General features: G+C 63.3%; 20 protein-coding genes and 1 pseudogene. 7 read left to right on the top strand and 14 right to left on the bottom strand.

The window, feature by feature from the left end:
- A pseudogene (locus tag HMPREF3162_RS12035) lies at window positions 1–436 on the top strand (AMP-binding protein); the annotation flags it as partial.
- 75 nt (window positions 437–511) lie between these two features.
- Here the strand turns inward: HMPREF3162_RS12035 and HMPREF3162_RS07800 are convergent.
- The gene (locus tag HMPREF3162_RS07800; protein WP_070777528.1) at window positions 512–1402 is read right to left on the bottom strand and encodes an oxygen-dependent tRNA uridine(34) hydroxylase TrhO; all 891 of its coding nucleotides are present in this window, start codon (window positions 1400–1402) and stop codon (window positions 512–514) included.
- A gap of 141 nt (window positions 1403–1543) precedes the next feature.
- Here HMPREF3162_RS07800 and HMPREF3162_RS07795 point away from each other — a divergent pair, with 141 nt between their 5' ends.
- The 5 genes from HMPREF3162_RS07795 (at window position 1544) to HMPREF3162_RS07775 (ending at window position 9143) form a co-directional block, all read left to right on the top strand.
- Entirely contained in the window at window positions 1544–2368 is an 825-nt protein-coding gene (locus HMPREF3162_RS07795; protein WP_070777527.1) for an acyl-CoA thioesterase domain-containing protein, read from the top strand.
- A 157-nt stretch (window positions 2369–2525) separates the two neighbouring features.
- A complete protein-coding gene (gene purL / locus HMPREF3162_RS07790; RefSeq protein ID WP_070777526.1) occupies window positions 2526–4847 on the top strand; it encodes a phosphoribosylformylglycinamidine synthase subunit PurL in 2322 nt (773 codons plus the stop codon).
- Between the two features lie 172 nt (window positions 4848–5019).
- Window positions 5020–6399, top strand: a complete 1380-nt coding sequence (locus tag HMPREF3162_RS07785) for an NAD-dependent succinate-semialdehyde dehydrogenase (RefSeq protein WP_070575121.1) — start codon at window positions 5020–5022, stop codon at window positions 6397–6399.
- Entirely contained in the window at window positions 6400–7773 is a 1374-nt protein-coding gene (locus HMPREF3162_RS07780) for an NAD-dependent succinate-semialdehyde dehydrogenase (protein ID WP_070777525.1), read from the top strand.
- 167 nt (window positions 7774–7940) lie between these two features.
- On the top strand, window positions 7941–9143 hold the full coding sequence (locus HMPREF3162_RS07775; RefSeq protein ID WP_070777524.1) for a cobalamin-independent methionine synthase II family protein: 1203 nt from the start codon (window positions 7941–7943) through the stop codon (window positions 9141–9143).
- Between the two features lie 131 nt (window positions 9144–9274).
- Here HMPREF3162_RS07775 and HMPREF3162_RS07770 read toward each other — a convergent pair whose 3' ends face one another.
- From HMPREF3162_RS07770 to HMPREF3162_RS07730, 9 genes are all read right to left on the bottom strand, one after another.
- The gene (locus HMPREF3162_RS07770) at window positions 9275–9640 is read right to left on the bottom strand and encodes an SdpI family protein (protein ID WP_070575130.1); all 366 of its coding nucleotides are present in this window, start codon (window positions 9638–9640) and stop codon (window positions 9275–9277) included.
- Window positions 9637–11796: a S9 family peptidase gene (locus HMPREF3162_RS07765; protein ID WP_070777523.1), complete on the bottom strand. Its 2160-nt coding sequence runs from the start codon at window positions 11794–11796 to the stop codon at window positions 9637–9639. The genes HMPREF3162_RS07770 and HMPREF3162_RS07765 overlap by 4 nt, the downstream gene beginning before the upstream one ends.
- 48 nt (window positions 11797–11844) lie before the next feature.
- A complete protein-coding gene (locus HMPREF3162_RS07760; protein ID WP_070777522.1) occupies window positions 11845–13131 on the bottom strand; it encodes an adenylosuccinate synthase in 1287 nt (428 codons plus the stop codon).
- Between the two features lie 149 nt (window positions 13132–13280).
- Window positions 13281–13742: a DUF3151 domain-containing protein gene (locus HMPREF3162_RS07755; protein ID WP_083304184.1), complete on the bottom strand. Its 462-nt coding sequence runs from the start codon at window positions 13740–13742 to the stop codon at window positions 13281–13283.
- Window positions 13743–13780: 38 nt separating this feature from the next.
- Entirely contained in the window at window positions 13781–14644 is an 864-nt protein-coding gene (locus tag HMPREF3162_RS07750; RefSeq protein ID WP_070777521.1) for a hypothetical protein, read from the bottom strand.
- On the bottom strand, window positions 14644–15750 hold the full coding sequence (locus HMPREF3162_RS07745) for a glycosyltransferase family 2 protein (protein ID WP_070777520.1): 1107 nt from the start codon (window positions 15748–15750) through the stop codon (window positions 14644–14646). The genes HMPREF3162_RS07750 and HMPREF3162_RS07745 overlap by 1 nt, the downstream gene beginning before the upstream one ends.
- A gap of 5 nt (window positions 15751–15755) precedes the next feature.
- Window positions 15756–16523 carry an ABC transporter ATP-binding protein gene (locus tag HMPREF3162_RS07740; protein ID WP_070575139.1) on the bottom strand — a complete coding sequence of 256 codons (768 nt, stop codon included), beginning with the start codon at window positions 16521–16523 and terminating at the stop codon, window positions 15756–15758.
- On the bottom strand, window positions 16507–17355 hold the full coding sequence (locus HMPREF3162_RS07735) for an ABC transporter permease (protein ID WP_070575141.1): 849 nt from the start codon (window positions 17353–17355) through the stop codon (window positions 16507–16509). The genes HMPREF3162_RS07740 and HMPREF3162_RS07735 overlap by 17 nt, the downstream gene beginning before the upstream one ends.
- A 79-nt stretch (window positions 17356–17434) precedes the next feature.
- Window positions 17435–18700 (bottom strand): FAD-dependent oxidoreductase, encoded by a 1266-nt coding sequence (locus HMPREF3162_RS07730; RefSeq protein ID WP_070777519.1) that lies wholly within the window; start codon window positions 18698–18700, stop codon window positions 17435–17437.
- A gap of 101 nt (window positions 18701–18801) precedes the next feature.
- On the opposite strand from HMPREF3162_RS07730, the gene HMPREF3162_RS07725 reads away from it, so the two are divergent.
- Window positions 18802–19218: an acyl-CoA thioesterase gene (locus tag HMPREF3162_RS07725; protein ID WP_070777518.1), complete on the top strand. Its 417-nt coding sequence runs from the start codon at window positions 18802–18804 to the stop codon at window positions 19216–19218.
- Between the two features lie 126 nt (window positions 19219–19344).
- Here the strand turns inward: HMPREF3162_RS07725 and HMPREF3162_RS07720 are convergent, their stop codons facing one another.
- The 4 genes from HMPREF3162_RS07720 to HMPREF3162_RS07705 form a co-directional block, all read right to left on the bottom strand.
- Window positions 19345–21090 carry a dipeptide ABC transporter ATP-binding protein gene (locus HMPREF3162_RS07720; RefSeq protein WP_070777517.1) on the bottom strand — a complete coding sequence of 582 codons (1746 nt, stop codon included), beginning with the start codon at window positions 21088–21090 and terminating at the stop codon, window positions 19345–19347.
- Window positions 21083–22111 carry an ABC transporter permease gene (locus HMPREF3162_RS07715; protein ID WP_083318950.1) on the bottom strand — a complete coding sequence of 343 codons (1029 nt, stop codon included), beginning with the start codon at window positions 22109–22111 and terminating at the stop codon, window positions 21083–21085. The genes HMPREF3162_RS07720 and HMPREF3162_RS07715 overlap by 8 nt, the downstream gene beginning before the upstream one ends.
- Window positions 22111–23211 (bottom strand): ABC transporter permease, encoded by a 1101-nt coding sequence (locus HMPREF3162_RS07710; protein ID WP_070575151.1) that lies wholly within the window; start codon window positions 23209–23211, stop codon window positions 22111–22113. Before HMPREF3162_RS07710 ends, HMPREF3162_RS07715 begins: the two co-directional genes overlap by 1 nt.
- Window positions 23212–23356: 145 nt before the next feature.
- Window positions 23357–24991, bottom strand: a complete 1635-nt coding sequence (locus HMPREF3162_RS07705) for an ABC transporter substrate-binding protein (protein WP_070777516.1) — start codon at window positions 24989–24991, stop codon at window positions 23357–23359.
- Window positions 24992–25109 lie beyond the last annotated feature (118 nt).

Raw genomic sequence — 25109 nt, 5'->3', positions numbered from 1 at the left:
GCGCGGCAACACCGTCATGGCCGGCTACTACCGCAACCCCGAAGCCACCGCGAAGGCCTTTGCAGGTGGCTGGCTGCACACCGGGGACCTCGGCGTTATGCACGCAGACGGCTACGTCGAACTGAAGGACCGCGCAAAGGACATCATCATCTCCGGCGGCGAGAACATTTCGACCATCGAAGTCGAGCACGCCCTGGGCGCGCACCCGCTGGTGGCCGAAGCCGCCGTTGTCGGAGTGCCCGACCCCAAGTGGGGCGAACGCCCGCGCGCCTACGTCGTCACCCGCGAAGGCGCAGAGCTTGAGGACGATGTGCTCACAGCACACCTGCGAGCCCGCCTTGCCGGTTTCAAAGTTCCGCGCGAATACCGCTACGTGGCTGAACTGCCCAAAACATCAACGGGCAAAATCAGCAAGGTCCAGCTGCGGGAGGGCTGAAGCGCAGTGCCCAACAGCGCCGCCGACTACACGGCAAGCTCAGCAGCCGCACGGCAAGCTCAGCCGCCCCGCCCCTCACATGCCGACTGACACGCAGCTGCCGCACGTGGGGTGCAGACCCGCACGCGTGCAGTCTTCACAGCGCAGGAACTGCTGGCGGCAGCTTTCGTTGGCGCAGTTGACGAACTTCGGGGTGCGTTTGCCGCATTCCAAGCACGAGCCCAGAGACTCCGCACCGGAGCCGAACTCCATGTGCATGCGCTTGTCGAACACGTACAGCGAACCGTCCCACAGGCCTGAATTGCCGTAGGTTTCGCCGTAGCGGACAATCCCGCCGTCCAGCTGATAGACCTCGTTGAAGCCGCGGTTCTTCATGAGCACCGACAGCACTTCGCAGCGGATGCCGCCGGTGCAGTAGGTCACCACCGGGCGGTCCTTATATTCGTCATACTTGCCGGATTCGATTTCGTCAATGAAGTCCCGCGTGGTTTCCACGTCCGGCACGATCGCCCCTTGGAAGCGCCCAATCTCGGCTTCCATTGCGTTGCGCCCGTCAAAGAACACGACGTCGTCACCGCGTTCGTCCACGAGCTTGTGCAGGGCACCCGGTTTGAGGTGCTCTCCCCCGCCGATCACACCGTCGGCATCGACCTTGATTTCATCCGGCGCAGTGAAGGTGACAAGCTCGGGCCGGACTTTGACCGACAGGCGCGGGAAGTCGTCACCGTGGCCGGTTGACCATTTGATGTCGGCCTTTTTGAACGGTTCGTAGCTCTTGGTGATGCGCACGTACTTTTTGACGTCGTCGATGTCCCCGCCGAGCGTTGCGTTGATCCCGTCTTTGGAGATGATGACGCGGCCTTTCAGCCCGCACCCTTCGGCGAGCGCGTGCTGCCACAGGCGCACGGCTTCCGGGTCAGCAAGAGGGGTGAATACGTAGAAGAGGACGATTTTCTGCACCGACATAGTCTCAATTGTATTGAGCACCCCAACTGTCTAGGCGCCGGTCACTGCCCGCGGCCCCGCTCTCCAGAGGCTGGACGCACCGGTTCCCGTCAGCTGTTTCGTCGCATGAGAGCCGTATGAGACCTGTGCCACAATGCGCGTATGGACGTTTTCTTCAAGCGAGGCGGCGCGCACAGCTTCACGGCCACACAGCACACCTCGGGAGCGTGGAACCCGAAAGAGCAGCACATTTCCCCTGCTCTGGGGCTCATCACCCACATCATCGAATCTGGCGCGCAGGCTCGCGGGCAGGAGCACCTGCAGATTTCGCGGATCAGCTTCGACATCTACGGCGTGGTGCCGATTGCAGCCTTTGACTACAGCGTCGAGGTGCTGCGGCCGGGCCGGACCATCGAACTGGTCGAGGTGCTGCTCACCTATGACGGGCGGGTCATTGTGCGGGCTCGCGCCTGGCTGACTCTCGAGGCGGAGACCGCTCCTCTTGCCGCCTCGCCTTTTCCGGAGCTCACCCCGCTTGCGGACATGGAGTGCTTTTCCGGTTCGAGCGTGTGGCCGGGTGACTACATTGCCACTCTGCGGGCTTACCGGCACCAGTTCGAGCCGGGGCGTGCGCACTTCTGGCTGGCGTCCACAGCCGATCTCGCCGATGAACCAACCTCACAGTTCGCCAAATCCGCCGCACTATTCGATACCGCCAACGGCATGTCAGTCCGCGAAGATCCGCGGAAGGTCGCGTATCCCAATGTCGAACTGACCGTCACGTACATCCGCAAACCCCACGCCCCCGTACCGGGAATCAAACCGCAGCCGGTCCCCCAGGAGCCTGTCGGGTTGCCTTGGCAGGCCGGGGACGTCAGCGTCAGCTTCGGACCCAGCGGCATCGGCTTAACCCACACTGTGTGGCATGACGCCTACGGCCCGTTTGCCGTCGTCACACAGTCCCTGACAGTCCGGCCGATCAGCTGAGCGGCACCTCGTCATCTGGGGCAGCAGCCCGGTTAGGCGACCGTCAGCCACATGCCGCAGACGGGCACCCGCGCGGTAGGATGACCACGTCAATCCCCGTCATCCCGCGCACCCGGATCCGCGCAAGCAGCGCACCAACGAGAGGACGTCGACAGGCATGTCATCCACGAACCCCTCCGCCGACAAAAAGGTCAAGGAGACCGTCGAATACGCGGCCGCCAACCCGGATGTCGAACAGGACTGGGCGTCACTCGGCCTGAAGGAAAACGAGTACGACGCGATCCGCGAAGTCCTCGGGCGCCGTCCCACCTCGGCAGAGCTGGCCATGTACTCCGTCATGTGGTCCGAGCACTGCTCCTATAAGTCCTCCAAGATGCACCTGCGCAAGTTCGGCGAATACCTAACCGAAGACATGAAAAAGCACATGCTCGTGCCGATCGGCGAAAACGCCGGTGTTGTCGACATCGGGCAGGACTGGGCTGTCACCTTCAAAGTCGAATCCCACAATTCGCCGACCATGGTCGAGCCCTACCAGGGTGCCGCCACGGGTGTCGGCGGCATTGTCCGCGACATCATCTCGATGGGTGCGCGCCCGGTTGCCGTCATGGACCAGCTGCGCTTCGGCGCGATCGACCACCCGGACACCGCCCGCGTGTGCCACGGAGCTGTTGCAGGCATCGGCGGCTACGCCAATTCGCTCGGCCTGCCGAACATCGGCGGCGAAACCGTTTTCGACCCCGCCTACCAGGGCAATCCGCTGGTCAACGCGCTGGCCGTCGGAATCATGAAGCACGATGACATCCACCTGGCGAACGCCTCCGGTGCGGGCAACAAGGTTGTTCTGTTCGGTGCGCGCACCGGCGGCGACGGCATCGGCGGCGCCTCCATCCTGTCTTCCGAAAGCTTCGAAGAGGGCTCTGAATCCAAGCGCCCCGCCGTGCAGGTGGGCGACCCGTTCAGCGAAAAGGTGCTCATCGAGTGCTGCTTGGAGCTGTTTGCAGCCGACACCGTGGAGGGCATTCAGGACCTCGGCGCGGCCGGTATTTCCTGCGCGACCTCGGAACTGGCCTCCAACGGCGACGGCGGCATGCACATCGCCCTGGACGACGTCCTGCTGCGCGACCCCACCCTGACTCCCGAAGAGATCCTCATGTCGGAATCTCAGGAGCGCATGATGGCCGTTGTGCGGCCGGACAAGCTCGACAACTTCATGGCGATCGTGAACAAGTGGGAAGTCGAAACCTCGGTGCTTGGAGAAGTCACCGACAGCGGACGCCTGGTCATCGAATGGCACGGCGATGTCATTGTCGATGTTCCGCCGCGTTCGGTCGCCCACGACGGCCCGGTCTATGAACGCCCCTACAGCGAACCGTCCTGGCAGGCCGAAACGCAGGCCAACACGGTCGACGCCGCAGGACTGGCGCGTCCAGAAACCGGCGATGAGCTGCGCCAGACCCTGCTGGAGCTTATGGCCTCACCCAACCTGTGCTCGAAGGAATGGGTCACCAACCAGTACGACCGCTACGTGCAGGGCAACACCGCTCTGGCTTTCCCCGACGACGCCGGTGTTATCCGCGTCGACGAGGAAACGGGCCTGGGCATTGCACTGGCGACCGACGCCAACGGCCGCTACACCTACCTGGACCCGGCAACCGGCGCCCAGCTGGCACTGGCCGAGGCCTACCGCAACGTCGCCACCACCGGCGCTCGTCCGATGGCCGTGACCGACTGCCTCAACTTCGGTTCGCCGGAAGACCCCGCAATCATGTGGCAGCTGGCCACCGCAATCGAAGGTCTCGCCCAGGGCTGCCAGGCTCTCGGCGTTCCCGTCACCGGCGGCAATGTGTCGCTGTACAACCAGACCGGCGACACCGCGATTCTGCCCACCCCCGTGGTCGGGGTCATGGGCGTTTTCGACGATGTCACCCGCGCCACCCCGTCGGGCTTCACGGGTGCTGGCCACGCCATCTACCTGCTGGGCGAAACAGAGGAGGACTTCGGCGGTTCAGCCTGGGCGGATGTCGCCCACGGCCACCTGGGCGGTCTGCCGCCTAAGTTCAAGCCCGAAGCTGAACGCGAACTCGGCGAAATCCTCATCAACGCCAGCCGTGACGGCATGATCGACACCGCGCACGACCTCTCCGAGGGCGGCCTGGCGATTGCCGTGGCCGAAGCGGTCATGCGCTTCGGCATGGGTGCGCGCATCTGGCTGGACGAAGTCATCAAGCGCGACGGCGTGGACCTGTTCACCGCGCTGTTCTCCGAAACCGCAGCGCGTGCAATCGTCGCCGTGCCGCGTTCGGAAGAAGTGCGCTTCACCGATATGTGCACCGCCCGGAACTTCCCGCACGTGCGCATCGGCATGACTGATGCTGGAGAAGACAACCGGGCGAGCCTCGAAGTGGTCGACCAGTTCACCATCGGCCTGCAGGAGCTCCTGGAAACCTCCAAGGGCACCATGCTGAAGCACTTCGGCTGACCGTAAGCCAACTTACGAGGTGCCGCTCACCTGACAGGTGAGCGGCACCTCGTTGTCTGTGCGCCGGGAAGGGCGGTGGGCGCGGCTGGGGTTCGGCGGGGAGGCCGGATGGAATGTCCGAGGGTGCCGATAGTGTTGACCATGAGAGAACTCAGACGACTAAGGAGGGTCCATGAGCTCGAACTACGCGGTGACAAACCCGGCCGACGGCCAGGTCACAGCCGAATACGACACCATCTCCGACGCCCAGCTGAGCCAGGCGCTCGACACAGCGGTCGAAGCCCAAAGGCAGTGGGCTGCGCGTCCCATAGAAGAACGCGCAGCCATTGTGAAGAAAGCCGCCCAGCTGTTCGACGAACGCGCTGACGAACTCGGCCACATCATCGGAAAGGAAATGGGCAAGCGCCACTCAGAAGGCGCAGAAGAAGCCCAGTTCTCCGCTGAAATCCTCAACTACTACGCGGACAACGGCGCAGAGTTCTCAGCGGACAAGAAGCTCGACACCCCCGGCGGCACCGCTGTGCTGCAGAGTCGGCCCATTGGGGTTCTGCTGGGCATTATGCCGTGGAACTTCCCGTACTACCAGGTGGCCCGCTTCGCTGCACCGAACCTGGTGCTGGGCAACGGCATTGTGCTCAAGCACGCCGAGATCTGCCCCGAATCCGCGCAGGTCATCGAAGACATCTTCCGCGAGGCCGGTCTGCCCGAGGGCGTGTACACCAACGTCCGGGCATCTCACGACCAGATTGCCGAAGTCATTGCCGATAGCCGCATTGCCGGTGTATCGCTGACCGGTTCGGAACGCGCCGGCGCCATTGTGTCGGAGCAGGCGGGCAAGGCTCTGAAGAAGGCCGTGCTCGAACTCGGCGGTTCCGACCCGTACGTCATCCTCGACACCGAGGACGTCAAGAAGGCAGCGCAGGACGCCTTCGCCACCCGTATGTACAACACGGGCCAGGCGTGTGACTCCAATAAGCGCCTGATCGTCATGGACGACGTCTACGAAGAATTCGTCGACGAACTGGTCCGCCTGGCCGCAGACATGAAGCCCGGCGACTACACGAGCGACGATCCCACGGTCTACCAACCGCTGTCCTCGCGCCGCGCGGCCGAAAACCTCGCAAAGCAGATGGAGCAGCTGAAGGAGGCCGGAGCCACCATCCGCACCGGCGGCGAACTCGCCGACGGCCCCGGCGCCCACTTCAGCCCCGCCGTCGTAACGGACGTTCCGGTGGGCTCAGATGTCTACTACGAAGAGCTGTTCGGCCCGGTGCTCGTTGTGTACCGCGTCAGCTCTGACGAAGAGGCCCTGGAACTTGCCAATGATTCTCGCTTCGGGCTCGGCGGCACCGTGTTCAGCACCGACACCGCGCGGGCCGAAGCGCTGGGCAGCCGCCTGCACGTGGGCATGGCCAAGGTCAACTCCTACGACACCGATTCGGCCGCTCTGCCCTTCGGCGGTGTGAAGAACTCCGGCTACGGACGTGAGCTCGGCCCCGTGGGCATGGACGAATTCGTCAACAAGCGCCTGTTCTACACCAAGGAGGACTGAATGAGCATGGACTACAAGGTCGTCAACCCCGCTACGGGCGCGACCGTCGAAACGTTCCCCGCCATCACCGACGACGAACTCGAAGCGGTTCTCGCCAAAGCAGAAAAAGCCCAGCGCGCATGGGCTGAGCTCGACATGAGCGAACGGTCGAAGATCGTCAGCCGGGTTGCCGACCTCTACGATGAGCGCGCCGAAGAACTCGCCGACATCATCGGCGTCGAAATGGGCAAGCGCCGTTCGGAGGCCGTTGGCGAAGCCCAGTTCTGCAGCCGCATCTACCGCTACTACGCCGACAACGCTGCAGAATTCACCAAGGATGTCCCACTGGATGCACCCGGCGGCAAGGCTGTTATGCAGCACCGGCCGGTCGGCACCATTCTGGGCATCATGCCGTGGAACTTCCCGTACTACCAGGTGGCCCGCTTCGCAGCGCCTAACCTCATGCTCGGCAACGCGATTGTGCTCAAGCACGCCGAAATCTGCGCAAAGTCTGCCGGTGTGATGGAAGAGATCATGCTGGAAGCAGGCGTGCCCGAAGGCGTATTCCAGAACATCTACGCCAAGCACGACCAGATTTCGAAGGTCATTGCCGACGACCGCATCGCCGGTGTATCGCTGACCGGCTCCGAACGCGCCGGTGCCGCAATTTCGGCGCAGGCGGGCAAGGCCCTGAAGAAGGCCGTGCTCGAACTCGGCGGTTCTGACCCGTACATCGTGCTGGACTCCTCCGACGTCAAGGCCTCGGCTCAGCTTGCCTACAAGACTCGCCTGTTCAACACCGGCCAGGCGTGCAACTCCAACAAGCGGATCATCGTCATGGACGACATGTACGAAGAGTTCGTCGACGAACTGGTCCGCCTGGCATCTGAGGCCACCCCCGGCGACTACACGAGCGAAGACCCGAGCGTCTACATGCCGCTGTCTTCGCGTGCGGCAGCGGAGAACCTCTACGACCAGATTCTCCGGGCCAAAGACGCAGGCGCCACCATCCGCACCGGCGGGCAGATCTCCGACGAGGGCGCCTATGTGTCGCCCACTGTCATCACCGACATCCCGGTGGGTTCGGACATCTACTACGAAGAGTTCTTCGGTCCGGTGCTCGTGGCCTACCCGGTTTCATCTGACGAAGAGGCCCTGGAACTTGCCAACAACACCCAGTTCGGCCTGGGCGGCACAGTATTCAGCGAAGACGTCGAACGCGCCCAGAAGGTCTCTAACCGGCTGGAAGTCGGCATGGCTTCGGTCAACATCCCCAAGGCCGGTGGAGAACACCTGCCGTTCGGCGGTGTGAAGCGCTCCGGCTACGGCCGTGAACTCGGACCGGTCGGCATGGACGAATTCGTCAACAAGCGCCTGTACTACGTGGCTGACTGACACAAGCCGTGCTCAGCTGAGCACAGCCAATCCAGCCAAGCGGCGCCTCGTCATTTTCTGGCGGGGCGCCGCTTGTGTTACGCGAATGTTCCAAAATGCGTCAACGCCCCAGCACGCATGTTCGCCCGTTCATATGATGAAAAAAATTTCTTCAAGGAAGGAGCACCATGACCATTCGCGTTTCCCACGCCGGCTCGCTGCCGCGCACCGACAAGCTCATTGCCGCCAACGCCGCACGCTTTGACGACAGCATCGACAAGGAAGAATTCGGCCAGCTGCTGACCGATTCCGTGGTTGACATCGTCAAGCGCCAAAACGACATCGGCATCACCGAAGTCAACGACGGCGAATACGGCCACGCAATGGCCGCCGAAAGGGACTACGGCGCCTGGTGGCACTACTCCTTTGAACGCACTTCGGGCTTGGAGCTGCAGGAAGTGCACTTCCACAACGCTCCCCCGGTGCGTTCCGAACCGGGCAAGGTCGTGCTGACCAGCTTCCCCGACCGCCGTGACCGCCACCTGTTCCCCGGCGTGTACGGCGACGCGGAAGCTTCTGGCGCTGACACCGGCCAGCAGCAGCAGTTCCCAGTGGCCGTAGAGCCGGTGCGCTACGTCGGCCAGGAGCTCATCCAGCGTGACATCCAGAACCTCAAACAGGCCTGCGAGGCAGCCGGAATCGACCTGTCGACCGCCTACATCAACTCACTGGGCCCGAGTTCCGCAGCACGCATCCAGAACGGCTACTACGACAGCGACGAAGAGTTCATCTGGGCCATGGCCGATGTCTTCCGCGAAGAGTACCTGGCGATTGCCGAAGCCGGTTTCATCATCCAGATCGACGACCCTTCCATCGCTGAGAACTGGGACCAGATCAACCCCGCACCCAGCTTCGAAGAGTACCGCGAGTTCACGCGCCCGCGCATCGAAGCGCTCAACCACGCTCTGCGCGGCATCGACCCGCAGCAGGTGCGCTTCCACACCTGTTGGGGCTCCTGGCACGGCCCCCACGTGACCGACCTTCCGTTTGAGGAAATCATCGACGACGTGCTGAGCATCAACGCCGCAGGCATTACCTTCGAGGCTGCGAACGTCCGCCACGAACACGAATGGCGCATCTGGGAAGACACTAAACTGCCCGACGGCAAGTACATCATTCCCGGCATCGTGTCGCACTCGACGAACATCGTGGAACACCCGCAGCTGGTCGCAGACCGCATTGAGCGCTTTGCCCGCCTGGTAGGCCCGGAGAACGTCGTCGCATCCACCGACTGCGGTCTGGGTGGGCGCATCCACCCCGAGATCGCCTGGGCGAAACTCGAAAGCCTCGCACAGGGCGCTGAAATCGCCTCCAAGCGCCTGGGCAGCTGACCCAAATCAGCTGCGCTCACCAAACATCGGCACGCAGCCAAGCGGCGCCTCGTCATTCATCTGACGAGGCGCCGCTTGCCTTTTCCCTAACCGCCCCTCACCCGCGGGCACCGGTTCTTCGAACCGGCGGCCTACCGTTTGTCGCGGGAGGCGATGACGGCGAAGACCGTGCCGAAGATGCCGATGAAGATCTGCCCGCACAGGCCCAGCAGAGACATCATGATTGCCCCGCCTTCGCTGACCCACACGGCCAGGACAATCGTGCCCAGCAGCGCAATCCCGGCGATCCAGGGGGCTGCGGCAATGTAGATGAACGCAGCCCGGTGGGCGCGCTGCCACACTTCTGGTGACCGGCGGGTGGCGCCCATGCGAATGCCCCAGCGGTCATTGGGGCCCAGGCGGCCGGCGGCCGCCGCACGTGTCGGCACCCACAGAACCGCGGCCAGGCCGATGCCCAGCAGTGTGAAAACCGCCGCTGTGATCAGCCCCGGGCTCATTGTTCACCGCTTTCAGCCAGGCCCAGGCGGTCGAGCATCCAGGCGGTCCAGAACGCTGCTTCGCGCCACGCGTCATAGCGTCCGGAGGCCCCGCCGTGACCGGAGGCCATATCGGTTTTGAGGATGACGTCCGCACCGACTTCGCGCAGACGGGCAGTCCACTTAGCCGGTTCGACGTACAGAACCCGGGTGTCGTTGAGTGAGGTGATCGCGAGAATCGGCGGATACTGCTGCTGTGTGACGTTCTCATACGGCGCGTAGCTGCGCATGTACTCGTAGAACTCCTTCGAGTGCAGCGGGTCGCCCCACTCTTCCCATTCGATAACGGTCAGCGGCAGTTCCGGCATGAGCATCGAGGTAAGCGAATCGACGAAGGGAACATCCGCGATGACCCCGGCGAAGCGATCCGGGGCCATGTTCGCCACCGCCCCCATGAGCAGTCCCCCGGCAGAACCGCCGCGGGCAACCATGCGCTCCGGTGATGTCCATCCGGTGCTGATCAGGTGGTCGGCCACGTCAATGAAGTCGGTGAAGGTGTTCTTCTTGAACTCCATGCGGCCCTGCTCGTACCAGTGGCGTCCCATTTCACCGCCGCCGCGAATGTGGGCGATTGCAAATACGACGCCGCGATCCAGCAGGCTCAGGCGGACCGCTGAGAACGCCGGGTCCATGGAAGCCTCATAGCTGCCGTAGCCATACAGGTTCAGCGGTGCCGGGCTGCTGCGGTCAACCGCGTCGGTGCGCCATACGAGGCTCACCGGAATCTGTGTCCCGTCCGCAGCCGTCGCCCACTCCAGGGTCTGCGAATATGCGGCGAGGTCAACACCGGGAACCTCTGTCACCTTGCGAACCTGCTTGCTGTCCGGAGTGCAGTCGGCAACCGTGTGCGGGCGCACGAGCGAACCCATGGTGACCCGCACGTGCGGCTGGTCAAAGGAGTGGTTGTCAGCTGCGATGAAGCGGTAGCCCGCGTCCTCACCCGAATCAACTTCCGTCATGGGCCGAACACCGTCTTCGGCCGGTGCGCTCAGGTCGATGAGGCCGACCCGGGCGAAGCCCGCGCGCCGGTAGCCCACGGCAATAAGACCGCTGAACGCCTGGACTTCCTCAATGCGCATGCCGCCCACATCACGCAGCACTTGGGACGGCTGTGCTGTCGGATCAGCTGCCGGAACATCGGCGATGTCGAAATCGGCTCTGTCGCGGTTGTGGACGATGAGGAAGCGGTCCTCACCGTCAATTACGGCGTGTTCGACCGAATAGTCCACGTCCTGTTCTCGCGGCCACACCGGCTGCGGTTCGGCTGTCGGGTCTGAGGTCGGAATGAACCAGGTGCCCGAGGTGGTCTTCGCTTCGGTTGAGATGAACAGGTAGTTACCGGTGCGGCTAAGCTCAGCGCCGACGAAGAACCTTTCGTCGTCTTCTCGGAACACAACTACGTCGGCGTCAGTTGAGTCTCCCAGGGTGTGCCGCCACACGGTGTCGGGGCGCCAGGAATCGTCAACGGTCGTGTAGTAGACGTGGGTGCCGGTGCCATCGAAGCAGGCGCCGTAGAAGATGCCGGGGATTTCGTCGGGCAGGTCTTCGCCGGTTTCCAGATTGCGGATGCGCAGGGTGAAGCGCTCATCGCCGACCCTGTCGACGGCGTAGACGAGCAGCCTGCCGTCGGGGGAAACGTCGAGGGAGCCGACTGCGAAGAAACTGCTGTCACCTGCTTCGACATTGAAGTCGATGAGCTGTTCTTCACCGGCCAGCGCCACTCCGGGTTCGATCTTCGGCGGAGTCCAGGCCTCGCCGCCGCCTGCCGCGCCGGGTTCACCGGCCCCAACATCACTGACCGGAACACGGCAGTACGCCGGGTAGTTCTTGCCCTCAGAGGTGCGGGTGAAGTACCAATAGCCGCCGCGGCGAGCCGGAACCGACAGGTCGGTTTCCTTTGTGCGAGAGCGAATCTCTTCGAAAATCTGCTCGCGCAGATCACTCAGATGCGCCGTACGGGCATCCGTGTACGCGTTTTCGCGGTCCAGGTAGTCGCGAACCTGCGGACTGTCCTTGTCGCGCATCCACTCGTAGTTGTCGACAAAAGTGTCGCCGTGGAATGTGCGCTCGTGGGGAACCTTCTGGGCGGGTTCGGGAATCTGCGGAGTTTGGTGCATGGCACAAGGTTAGCCGTCTTCCATCCGCCAGAAGAACGGTCCGGCGGATCAGTCCAGCAGGTCGTGGCGGACGATCGACTGTTCGCGGTCGGGACCGACACCGATGACCGAAATCCGGCAGCCGGACATCCGTTCGAGAGCCAGCACGTAGTCCTGCGCGTTCTTCGGCAGATCCTCAAAAGTCCGGCAACCGGAGATGTCTTCCTTCCAGCCGGGGAACGTTTCGTAGATCGGCTTGGCGTGGTGGAAGTCCGACTGCGACATCGGCATTTCGTCAAAGCGCTCACCGTCGACCTCATAGGCCACGCACACCGGGATTTCGTCCAGATCATCGAGCACGTCGAGTTTGGTCAGCACGTAGTCGGTGAAGCCGTTGACGCGGCTTGCATAGCGGGCGATGACCGAGTCAAACCAGCCGCAGCGACGCGGCCTGCCGGTGTTCACGCCGAATTCCCCACCCTGCTTCTGCAGGTATTCGCCCATGTCGTCAAACAGCTCCGTAGGGAACGGACCTGCACCCACGCGGGTGGTGTAGGCCTTCACAATGCCGACCACGCGGTTGATGCGGGTGGGCCCGATGCCGGATCCAACACAGGCACCGCCGGCTGTGGGGTTCGAGGACGTGACGAACGGGTAGGTTCCGTGGTCAACATCGAGCATGGTCGCCTGGCCGCCCTCCATGACGACGACTTTGCCGTCATCGAGAGCCTTGTTCAGCAGCAGTTCGGCTTCGGTGACCATGGGCGCAATGCGGTCGCGGTACTGCGCGAAGTACTCCATGATTTCGTCAACCGTGACATCGCGGCGGTTGTACACCTTGACCAGAAGTTCGTTCTTCTGGCGCAGCGAGCCTTCGATCTTCTGCCTGAGAATCGATTCGTCGAACAGGTCCTGCACGCGGATGCCCAAGCGCGCCGTCTTGTCCATGTAAGTGGGGCCGATGCCGCGACCGGTGGTGCCGATCGCGCGCTTGCCCAGGAACCGTTCGGTGACCTTGTCCAGCGTCTGGTGGAACGGCGCGACAAGGTGGGCGTTGGCCGAGATCTTAAGCTTCGACGTATCAGCACCGCGGGCTTCCAGACCGTCGATTTCGGAGAAGAGCGCTTCGAGGTTCACAACGACGCCGTTGCCGATCACGGGCACAACATTCGGCGACAGAATGCCAGCCGGCAGCAGCTTGAGTTCGTACTTTTCACCGCCGACAACCACCGTGTGCCCGGCGTTGTTGCCGCCGTTGGGCTTGACGACATAGTCGACCTGGGTTCCCAGGATGTCTGTTGTCTTGCCCTTGCCTTCGTCGCCCCACTGGGCACCGACGACCACGATTGCAGGCATTCGTCACCTCACGTTGACTTCTTCACGCGCTGACAGCGCATACAAAAAGGCGGATGACCGCCGTTGCGGCACCAGTTTAGCCGATGCGGCCGAATGTGATGCGGGGCACTGCGGTGACGCAGCCTGCGCGTGAGCCGCCCGGCGCCTCGTCAGCTGCCGGAGCCGATGCGGTCAATGGCCTCCGGGTCGGAGTCGCGGAGGAACTTCTCGATCCGATGGGCTTCTTCGGCTTCGCCGATGCCGGCGGCAGCGCGCCCCAGGTTGTACAGGGCCCGCAGGAAGCCGCGGTTGACCTCGTGGGAGTACGGGATCGGGCCCACGCCGCGCCATCCGGCCTGGCGCAGCGCGTCGAGACCGCGGTGGTAGCCCACGCGGGCATAGGCGTAGGAGTCCACTAGGCGGCCCTCGGAGAAGGCTTCGTCGGCCAGTTCGGCCCAGGCCAGGCAGGAGGCCGGAAGGTCGTGGGCGACGTCAATGGGCTCTTCGCCTGCATCCAGGCGACGGCGCGCTTCGACATCCGGGTGGTCATCGGGCAGGTAAGTGGGCTGTGGGCCCAGCTGCGATGCGTCGAGGTTGCCGATGTGTGCGGGTTTGCCGAGCGGCTGACTCATGTCTCTCCTTCAGCGGGGTGCGAAACGCGGGATGCGCTTCACTCGTTGCTTTTGACAGCGGGCGGCTGGACGGCAAAGGGATCAGTGGTCAGAGCACCGAAGACGCCGTCCTTTTCAAGCTCTTTGAGCCGGTCTTGTGATTCAACGCCGGAAGCCCACACGCGAATTCCCGCGCTGTCGTAGGCGTCCGTGTCCAAACGGCCCTCGGCTGCTTCGAGCGCGACCATTGAAATCCCGGCCTCCCGCAGCTCACCGGCGGTGGTCGATGTGACCTCACCTGTGTACATACCGGTGGCACCGGCTTCCTCTGCCGCACTGAGGACTTCCAGCGATGTCGAACGCACAATGAGCGCATCCGGGTTTGAGCGCTTTTCGGTGATGTCCAGGACGTCGGTGAGCACTTCCTGCGATTCGACGCCAGGCGCGAACACCAGGTACTTGCCATAGCGCTTCATGGCGTCGTCGAATGTGATCGGGGTGCCTGGGCGCGTCTGCTCTTCACTGTCGTCTTTGCTCTTGGCCGGCGGAATCTTTGCCGACAGGAAGTTCGCTGTCGCGGTCTTGTCCAGCGGGCGAGACAGGTTGAGGTCGGCCTGTGCGGTGTCGGCGTTGGCCAGCACCAAATCACCGTCAGCGGTCTTCGCCAGATCGATCGCAGGGAGGTATCCGAACTTGGCGTTCTCTTCCAGAGCTTCGCGGGAATTGGCCGGCAGAGAATCCGAACCGCCGCCGAGTGCCGCCACCGCGGGCGTGTTGAGGCCGTCGACCGTCAGCCGGTCCTTGGGCGAGAAGACGAAGACCGCCACGGCCACCAGAATGCCCACAAGCACGAGCGCTCCGGCAATGAGCGGCGCATTGAAACCCTGTCCCGGCTTTTTGCCGAACTCGAACTTCTTGCCCATCAGCGGTCCTGCTCTTCTGCCCGGGTGCCGCCTGTGTCTGTTCTGGAGCGGTCGGCATCCCCGTGGTCGGCTCCCGTGACGATGCCTTTGATGAAGCCGGTTCCCCACGCAATGTGCATTGTCGGCACAGCCGCGACAAAGGCTGCCTTTTCCCGGCGGTCGGCGTCGGGGGCTGAAACGGCCAGTGCCGAAACAGCGGCGGCATAGGTGGCAGCCCCCATCTGTGCTGCGCCTATTCCCCAGCGCACCGGTGTCGGCAGGCGGCGGGCAGCACCAGCAGCCTGCAGCGCTGTGCCCACCGCGGCGGCGGCAAGACCGCCGACCAGCACGGGTGGGGCGAAATAGCGCAGACTGTTGCGCGTGCTGTGGCGGCGCACGATTTCGGCCCGCCACTTGCCCGTCGCATAGAACTGCTGGGCAACGCTGCGGATATCAGCGCGCGGCCAGTACGTCACGGTGAGTTCGGGGTTGAACCACACCAGCCCGCCGGCAGCGCGAATGCGCAGGTTGAGTTCCCAGTCCTGGCCGCGGCGCAGGGTGGGGTCAAAACCGCCCAGCAGCTCAAAGACTTCACGCCGGAAGATGCCCAGGTAGGCGGATTCGCTGGGGCCGGCCTGCGCGCCGGAGTGATAGGCCGGGCCGCCCAGACCGATGGGCGACATGTAGGCGCGGGCAACGGCTTTTTGGAACGGGGTGTCCCCCACCGCGCGCATGAGCCCGCCGACATTGGCAGCACCGGTTTCGCGCAGCGTGTCAACTCCGAGTGCCGCGTAGTTTCGCGGCAGTTCGGAGTGCGCATCCACCCGGATGATCACCGGGTAGCGAGTTTCGGCAATTGACAGGTTGAGGCTTGTAGGGGTGTCGCCCGCGGGGTTGTGGACCACCGTGACGCGCGCGTCTTCGCGGGCCATGCGCTCAGCGATTTCAGTCGTCCTGTCGGTCGACGGCCCCAAGCCGATGACGATTTCCTTCGGCCCCAGGTACTCCTGGTCCAGCACCGTCTGTACGGCGCGTTCAATCCGCTTCTCTTCGTTGAGCACCGGCATGATGAAAGACACGCCCGGACGCTCATCGAGTTCCCACAGCTGGGATAGGTCAATGCTCACGCAGCTCACCTGTGTGCTTCGTATTCTTTGACAACGTCATCAGTATCGCCGTCGGCCATGAGGACGCCCTTTTCAATCCAAATCGTCCTGTTGCACGTGTCGCGGATCGACCGCATTGAGTGCGAGACGAGGAAAACTGTACCGGCCGATTCCCGGATGCCGCGGATGCGGGCTTCCGACTTCTCCTGGAACTGGCGGTCACCGACCGCGAGCGCTTCGTCGACGATGAGGATTTCGTAGTCCTTTGCCGTGGCAATCGCGAACTTCAGCCGCGCGGTCATACCCGAGGAGTACGTGCGCATCGGCATGTCAATGAACTCCTGCAGACCGGTGAACTCGACGATTTCGTCGTACTTCTCTTCGATCTCTTCGCGCTTCATGCCCATAGCGAGGCCGCCGAGGATGATGTTCTGGCCTCCGGAGAGGTCGCGGATGAGCGCTGCGCCGACGCCCAGCAGGTTCGGTCGGGACCTCGCGTAGACGGCCCCCTCGGTGGGCGGGATGAGACCGGTGAGTGCGCGCATGAGGGTCGACTTGCCGGATCCGTTCGTGCCGATCACACCGATTGATTCATTAGCGTTGGCCGCAAAGGACACGCCTTTGAGAGCTTGGACTTCCTTATAGCTGCGCTTGCGCTGGAACAGCCCACCGGCCTGCCCGGGAGTCATCCGCTTGCCCGTGGCCAGTGTTTTGAACGTGATGTGAAGGTCGTCGACGACGACGACCGGTTCGCCTTCGCGGGGCTTGGATTCCATATCAGCTTTCTCGACCATAGCGCTCCTCTGCTCGCCAGAAGAAGATCGTGCCGATGATCAGCAGGCCAAACGCCCACACCGCCAGGTGCCACCAGTAGTTCCAGTGGATTTCATAGGCGTCCATGAGGATGCCGCGGCCCAGTGACAGCACCTCGAACAGGGGGTGCCAGTCGAAGATGGCCTTGAGCACCGGCTTGTCTTCAACAAGTGCAAGAGGGTTGAAGAAAACACCCGAGGTGTAGAAGATCATGCGCGAAATGAACGGCGTGAACTGGCTCAAGTCGCGAAAGTGGACCGTCAGGCGGGCGAAGATGAGCGCCACCCCGGTGTTGAGGATCGCAAACAGAGCCACCAGCGGGATCATGAGCAGCCACTGGAGGTTCGGCAGATCGCCGCCGATTATCACGAGCACTGCCATCAGCAGCAGGGTCGGAATGAAGTTGAAGAACTCTTCGAGCACCTTTGCCAGGGGCAGCACCATGCGCGGGAACGGCAGGGACTGCACGAGAGCCGTGTTCGAAATGATCGACTTCGCTCCGCCGTTCATCGACGAGTTGTAGAACTCGAGCATGAACACGCCGATGATGACATAGGGGGCGAAGTTCGGCGGTCGGCTGCCTGCGAGGATGAAGCCGAACACCAGGCCGTAGATGAGGGCGGAGAACGACGGGCGCAGAAGCACCCACAGCTGACCCAGGCGGTTGCGCTCATTGGCGCTGCGCATGCGATAGCGGGCCAGAGTCACTGTGAAGTCGCGCCGCCGCCAGACTTCGCGCAGGTAGGCGAGGAACGGCGCCCTGGCGCCCACCCGCTCGAGTGAGTGCTCAGCGGCGAAATCACTCATAGACATGAACGCGCGACTCTTCCTTTGACGTTGATGAACACAAAGATTCTACCGAGTGGCCAGATGAACTTTGCTCATGTGGCTTTTAGGCGATTCGCCCCGCGGGCTGGCGCACGCGTCTGCGCATGTCGAAGTCCGGTGCTTCGGCTTCTTTCCTCGTCACCGCACCCGGCATCTGATGGCCTTCTGCGATCGCGTCAAGTCCTTCTGCAAGGACCGGCCCGAGCAGGCGCTTTGCGGCATTGTGCGCCGGAGGCAGGCCGATTGTCTCCACCCGCAGCACGACGCTGTCGTCTTCGGGACCGCTGAAGAACAGCAGCTGTCCGCGACCTGCGCGGATATCGCCCAGCGCAACCGGGTTGGGGTCGCACGCACTGTATGAGGCCCCTGCCGTGAACACCCGGGTGGTGCCCTGGAAGCTCCAGCGGGAGGGCACCTCGTGCCACCTGGCATCGACATCCTCACCGGCAAGTACCCGGCCCAGCCACAGCCCTTGGGAAAGCGCTGTCGGCTCCGCACCGCCGTCGCCCAAACCTGCGTTCGGGCCCTCGACTGGTTCGGCGCAGTCGCCCACGGCCCACACGCCGGGCACCACCTGCAGGTCAGCGCCCACGGCCAGGCGACCGGAGAACGTCAGCGGCCACGAACACTCCGGGAGCACCGGGCGGGAACCGACCGCGGCAGCCCACACATCGGCAGATGCGACATCCGGGTTCGGGTCGTGGGGAACACAGCGCACGCCTGCAGCCTCATTGAGCGCAAGCACAGCCCGGCCCAGTTCCGGGCTGGTCCCGGGCAGGGGCAGGTCGCCGCGCAAGTGCAGCGACACCTCCACGCCCCTGTCGGCTGCCGACCGCGCGATCTCAAGGGCCAAGAAGCCCGAGCCCAGAACACCCAGCCGCGGGAGGGACCCAGTGGACTTTGGAGCACCGCCTTCGACGCTGGCTTCTGGGTTCAGGTTGGCGGACTCGGTGCCAAGCACAGCAGCACGGAGTGCTTGCGCCTCGGGAAGGGAGCCCACGGTGTATCCGCCTGGAATCGGCGAGCGGCGCGGACGCAGTCCGGTGGCAATGACAATCGATTCGGCCTCCAGCACCCGGCCGTCTGCCAGGTGCACGGCACCCTGTTCGACGCGCACGGCTTCTGCCGTGATGCGTGCTGTGCCCGGAGGAACGGGCAGCGGAGTGACGGTGAGCTCGTCGCCGAAGAGCCCGTCGGTCAGGGGCGGCAGTTCAACAGGTTCGTCCCGTGGGTCAACACTCACGGCGGTTTTTCCAGCACGCGACAGGACCTGGGCGATCTGGCTGCCTGCAGCACCGCCGCCGATAATCACAATGTCCGACTTCTTCACGCCCCCACTGTACTCACGGCGGCAGACAACGGCCGCGCAGTGCGCTTGACCTCTGCCAGGCCCGGACACCGCGCGCCCACCCCGCATGGCAGACTGACCGTATGCCCAATGAACAGCCCAAACCCAGCGATTTCCCGCTGAGTGCAATTGAAAAGATCCGCTACGGCGACACCGACAGGCAGGGTCATGTCAACAACGCCGTCTACGCGACCTACTTTGAGTGCGGCCGCGTGGAGATCATCCAGTCCATGGAGGATGTCTTCGGTGCCGACGACGCCTTTGTGCTTGCGACCATCACGATCGACTACCTGGCTGAAGTGCTGTGGCCCGGCGAAGTCGAAATCCGCACGCGCCTGACGAAAATCGGCAATTCGTCAATCGCCCTAGAGCAGCTGCTCATCAACGAAGGCGAAGTCCGCGCCAAGGCGACCTCCGTCATGGTCATGACGAACACCTCCACCCGCCGTTCCGCTCCCCTGCTCGAGGCGGCCAAAGAGCGCCTGCGCACCTTCATGTGACGTCTACACCCCGCTGCACCGCATAATCCGGCCGCCGGGTACTGTCCCCAGACCAAAGAACGAGGTGCCGCTCACCTTCCCCGGGTGAGCGGCACCTCGTTGAGTTCTCGGCTGGGGTCGGTGTTCTCAGCCCCGCAGGGAACGTGCCAGCTTGCGCCGGGTTTCCTGTTCCACGGGGTCTGGTACGGGCAGCGATGCGATGAGCCGCTGCGTGTACGTGTGCTGTGGTGCGCCGAGCACCTGTTCGCCGGTGCCCTCTTCGAGCAGCTCTCCGTGGAAGAGCACTCCCAGGCGGTCCGACAGCATGTCGACTACAGCGAGGTCGTGGCTGATGAACAGTGCGGCGAAGCCGAATTCATCCTGCAGCTGGGTGAACAGCTCAAGCACACGGGCCTGGACTGATACGTCGAGGGCAGACGTGGGTTCGTCGGCTACCACCAGTTCGGGCTGCAGGGCCAAGCCGCGGGCCAGCGAGCAGCGCTGACGCTGTCCGCCGGACAGTTCGTGCGGATAGCGGTCGGCGTAGTGGGCCGGAAGCTGGACGGCGTCGAGCAGGCGGATGACTTCGCTGCGACGGTCGCGTTCGCTCATGCCCTGCCGGTGTACCCGGAAGGGTTCGGCAATGCAGTCCCCGATTGACAGGTGCGGATTGAAGGATGCGGCGGGGTCCTGGAACACGAAGCCGATCTTCTGCCTCAGCGGCTTGAATTCCTTTTCCTTGAAGCCGACCATTTCCTGATCGAAAACCCGCAGGGAACCTCCGCTGGCACGGGTCAGACCGGCGATGGCACGGCCGATGGTGGTTTTGCCGGAACCGGATTCGCCCACCAGGCCGTAGACCTCGCCTTCGCGGATGTCGAAGTCCACGCCCGTGATGGCCTTGAAGTCCGGTTTGCCGAAGCCGCCGCGGTAGGTGATCTCCAGACCGCGAGCCTTGACGATGGTCTCAGCGTCGGCAAAGGGATCAGCGGTATTCTCCCCTGCCGAGGCGCCTGCAGGCTCGGAATCTTCCTGCGCCTGAGCCTGTCCCACCTGGGTTTTCTGCACCTGAGCGTTCCCGGAGGCCGGGCCACCCCTAAGCGTGCGGATTTTGGGCACCGCAGCCAGCAGGGACTTGGTGTACGGGTGCTGAGGGTCTGCGAACAGTGAGCGGACCTCGGCAACTTCGACGAGCTCACCGCGGTACATGACGGCAACCCGGTCTGCGAGGTCGGCGACGACTCCCATGTTGTGGGTGATGAGCACGATCCCGGTGGAGAATTCGTCTTTCAGCGACCGCATGAGGTCGAGGATTTCCGACTGGACTGTGACATCCAGTGCGGTTGTCGGTTCGTCGGCAATGACCAAGTCCGCGCCGAGGGCCAGGGCCATGGCGATGACTATGCGCTGCTTCTGTCCGCCCGAGAACTGGTGTGGGTAGTAGTCGAAGCGCTCCTCAGCCTGCGGGATGCCGACCTTCTCCATGGCTTCGACGGCGCGCGCCCGAAGGTCTTTTCTGTTCGCCTTGGGGTCGTGCGCGCGCAGGCCTTCCGTGATCTGCCAGCCGACGGGGAAAACGGGGTTGAGCGCGGTGGACGGTTCCTGGAACACCATCGCTGCTTTGCGGCCCCGCATGCCGGTCAGCTGGGAGGGAGCCATTGTCAGGACGTTTTCACCGGAGACGACAACCGCGCCTTCTGCCACGGCAGTTTCCGGAAGCAGCCGCAGGATGGTCTTGGCGGTGACGGTTTTGCCGGAGCCGGATTCGCCGACGACGGCAAGCACTTCGCCGGGGTCGACGGTGAGGCTCACACCCTTGACGGCGTTGACATCACCGGCGTCGGTGGTGAAGGTGACGCTGAGGTCCTCAATCGACAGCAGATGTTCAGACATTCTTGCTCTCCTTTGATTTCCGGCCGCGGCGGGATTTCTTGCGCAGACGCAGGCGCGGGTCGTTGAGGTCGTTCATGGATTCGCCGACCAGCGTGATGCCGATGACCGTGAACACGATCGCAAGGCCGGGGAACAGGGCAGTCCACCAGATGCCCGATGTGACATCTGAGAGCGACTTGTTGAGGTCGTAGCCCCATTCGGCGGCAGAGGTCGGCTCGATGCCGAAGCCCAGGAAGCCCAGCGCGGCGAGTGTGAGGATCGCCTCGGAGCTGTTGAGGGTGAAGATCAGCGGAATATTGCGGGTGGCATTCGAGTAGATGTGGCGGGCGATGATCCGCAGGTTGGAATCACCCAGAACCTGCGCTGACTCGACGAAGGGTTCGGCCTTCAGCCGCACTGTTTCAGAGCGGACCACGCGGAAGTACTGCGGGACGAACACAACCGTGATCGAAATTCCGGCCGCGAGAACACCGCCGATGACGGTCGACTGTCCGCCGGAGATGACGATTGTCATGACGATTGCCAGCAGCAGCGACGGGAACGCGTAGATCGCATCGGCCACGACCACGAGCACACGGTCGAGCCATCCGCCGATGTAGCCGGACAGCAGACCGAGGATCACGCCGAGGAACACGGAGGCGAGAACTGCTACGACGATGACGAACACCGCCGTGCGAGCACCCCAGATGACACGTGAGAAGACATCGAAGCCGGTGACGGTCGTTCCCCAGATGTGCTCCGCCGAAGGTGCCTGCTGCGGGACGAAGCGCCCGTTTTCATCACCGAGGTCGGCATAGCCGTACGGGGCGATGAGCGGAGCGAAAACAGCGCAGATGAGCACGACGCCGCAGATGATGAGACCTGTCACCAGCATTCCCCTCTGCAGTCCAGAGGACTGGAGGACGTGGCTGATGACGGGCAGCTTCTTCCACCAGGGCTTCTGCGCGTAGCTGCCGGAGGAGTCCTTATCAGCGGCCGTGGATGCTGCCGGTGGGGTTTCGGGAGTGTTGAGGGTGCTCATCAGTACCTCACTCGGGGGTCGATGAAGGCGACGATGATGTCGACAATGAAGTTGGTGACCGCGACGATGACCGCCAGCATGACCACGATGCCCTGCACGGCAACGAAGTCACGCGCCTGCAGGTACTGGAACAGCTGGAAGCCCAGGCCCTTCCATTCGAAGGTCGTTTCGGTCAGCACAGCGCCGGCCAGCATGAGGGCGATCTGCATGCCCATGACGGTGATGATCGGAATGAGAGCCGGGCGGAAAGCGTGGCGAGTGGTCAGGCGGAACTCGCTGACACCTCGGGAGCGGCCCGACTCAATGTACTGCGCACCCAGAGTGCCGATCAGGTTGGTGCGCACCAGGCGCAGGAATGTGCCGCCGGTGATCAGGCCCAGCGCGATCGCCGGAAGAACGGCGTGGGACAGAACATCGCTGACAGCAGCGAAGTCGCCGATCCGCAGCGCGTCGATCAGGTACAGGCGGGTGGGGGCGACAACCCCGTCCAGCAGCACCTCCGTGCTGCCGGATGCGCGACCGGACACTGGCAGCACCGGCCACAGGACACCGAAGACCAGCTTCAGCAGCAGACCGATGAAGAACACCGGGGTGGCGTAGGCCAGGATGCCGAAGATCCGAAGCACCGCGTCGGGCGTGCGGTCACGGTATTTCGCGGCGATCATGCCCAGCGGAATGCCCACGAGAAATGCGACAACCAGCGAAAACAGCACAAGCTCCAGGGTGGCGGTGCCGTACTGCGCGAGAACCTGCGTGACGGGGCGGTTGTCCGACACCGTGGTGCCGAAGTCACCGCGCAGCAGATTGCCCATGTACTCGAAGTACTGGATGAGCAGCGGGCGGTCGTAGCCGGCTTCGGAAACGCGCTGGGCCAGCTGCTCTTTTGTCAGCCGACCGCCGAGGCTGGCGGTGATGGGGTCACCGGTGATCCGCATGAGGAAGAAGACGAGCGTGGTGAGAATCCACACCGTCGGAATGATGAGGAGGAACCGGATCAGCAGATAGCGGCCCAAACCGGAGCCGCGACTCTTCGCCGTTTTCTTCTTCTCCGGTCCGGCCGGACCGGATGCGAGATCCGGAATTTCGACACTGGCTGTCATAAGAGCTTCCGTACGTAGAGGGGATGTGCCGACCGAAATTCGTCGGCCGCCGCTTGCACACGCGGGCGGCCGACGAACCCAGGTCTGAGAATCAGGCGAGGCCGCCGCGTCCATCAGGTGTCAGCGGCGGCCTCACAGGGAGTGATTACTTGCTCAGCATCGACAGGCGGAACTGGAACGACGGGTCGAGCGTTTCGTCAATGCCCTTGACGTTCTTGTCCGCAACGGCGATCTGGTTGCCCTGCAGCAGCGGCAGCGTGGGCAGCTGCTTGGCCAGGTCGTCCTGGATGTCGCCGATGAGCTTTTCGCGCTTGCCTTCGTCCGGCTGCGAAACCTGTTCGAGCAGCTTCTTGTTGATGCTGTCGTCCTGGAAGTGGTTGGCGAGGAACGCCGGTTCTTCCTTGGTGTTGTAGAAGAACGGAACCAGGTAGTTGTCAGCGTCGGAGTAGTCCGGGAACCAGCCCAGCTGGTACATCGGGTAGACGTCGTTGGTGCGGTCCTTGGCGTACTGCACCCACTCGGTCGACTGGAGGTCCACCTTGAACAGCTGGGTGTCTTCCAGCTGCTTCTTCACAGCGGCGTATTCGTCACCGGAAGACGGCCCGTAGTGGTCCGGGTTGTACTGCAGCTTGATGTTGACCGGGGTTTCCACACCGGCGTCTTCGAGGAACTTCTTGGCGGCGTCTGTGTCCGCGCCGCCCTGCTTGTCGCCGTAGAGGCCCTTGAGTGATTCGTTTGCACCCTTCATGCCTTCGGGCACGTAGGAGTACAGCGGCTGGTAGGTGTCCTTGTAGACGTCCTTGGCGATTGCCGCGCGGTCAACGGCCGATGCCATGGCCTGGCGGACGGCCAGAGCCTTCTTTTCGTCCGGGTTGTCGGACTTCGCACCGTGGGGCATCGTGTCGAGGTTGTACACGATGTAGCGGATTTCGCCGCCGGGACCCTTGTGGACGGTGAGGTTGTCCTTGCCTTCGAGGTCTTCAATGTCGGTCGGCGACAGCGAACGGTAGGCGACGTCGATGCTGCCCTTCTCGACATCGAGCTTCATGTTGTTCGCGTCGGAGTAGTACTTCATCTGCACTTCGGCGCTCTTGGCGGCCTCGCCGCCGCCGGAGTAGCCGTCGTACTTCTTGTAGGTGACCAGTTCGTTGAACTTGTAGGTGTCGATTTCGTACGGGCCGGCAAAGGCCTTGCCCTTGACGATCTCGTCGTCCTTCGTGATGGCGTCGGCGGCGAAGACGTCTTCGTCGACAACCGGTCCGGCCGGGCCTGCAAGCACCAGCGGGAAGGTCTGGTCGTTTTCGCGGTTGAGCTTGAAGACGACCGTCTGATCGTCGGGGGTGTCAATCGAGTCGATTGCGGTCAGCAGCGAAGCCGGTCCGTTGGGGTCCTGGATCTTGGTCTGGCGCTCAAAGCTGAACTTGACGTCCGAAGAGGTCAGTTCATTGCCGTTGGCGAACTTGAGGTCCTTCTTGAGCTTGACTTCGTATTCGCCCGGCTTGACGAAGTCAGCAGATTCCGCGATGCCCTCGCGGATTTCCGAGGTCCCGGGCTTGTACTCCATGAGGAACGGGAACACCTGCTGCATGACGAAGAACGAACCGTTGTCATAGGAGCCCGCAGGGTCGAGCACAGTGATCTTGTCGGTCGTGCCGACGCTCAGGGCGCCGCCTTCACCGGAGTCGGAACCTCCGGTGGTCGAGGACGAGCATGCACTCAGTCCCAGTGCCAGGGCGGCAGCTGCAGCAGCCAGTCCCGCCGCACGCTTCTTTACGGCCATGAAGCCATCCTTTCGTTGCGAACCGCCAGACCGGCGGCCCAGACCATTGCCGCGACCGCATTCATTGAATATTCACAGGTCGCTCAGGGTGCGTTAAGGATACCAAGGTCTGAGCCTT

The organism is Brevibacterium sp. HMSC07C04 (assembly GCF_001815905.1).
Classification (GTDB): Bacteria; Actinomycetota; Actinomycetes; order Actinomycetales; family Brevibacteriaceae; genus Brevibacterium.
Note: the sequence above shows the minus strand (reverse complement) of the source record. Positions and strands in the feature narration are given on the sequence as shown.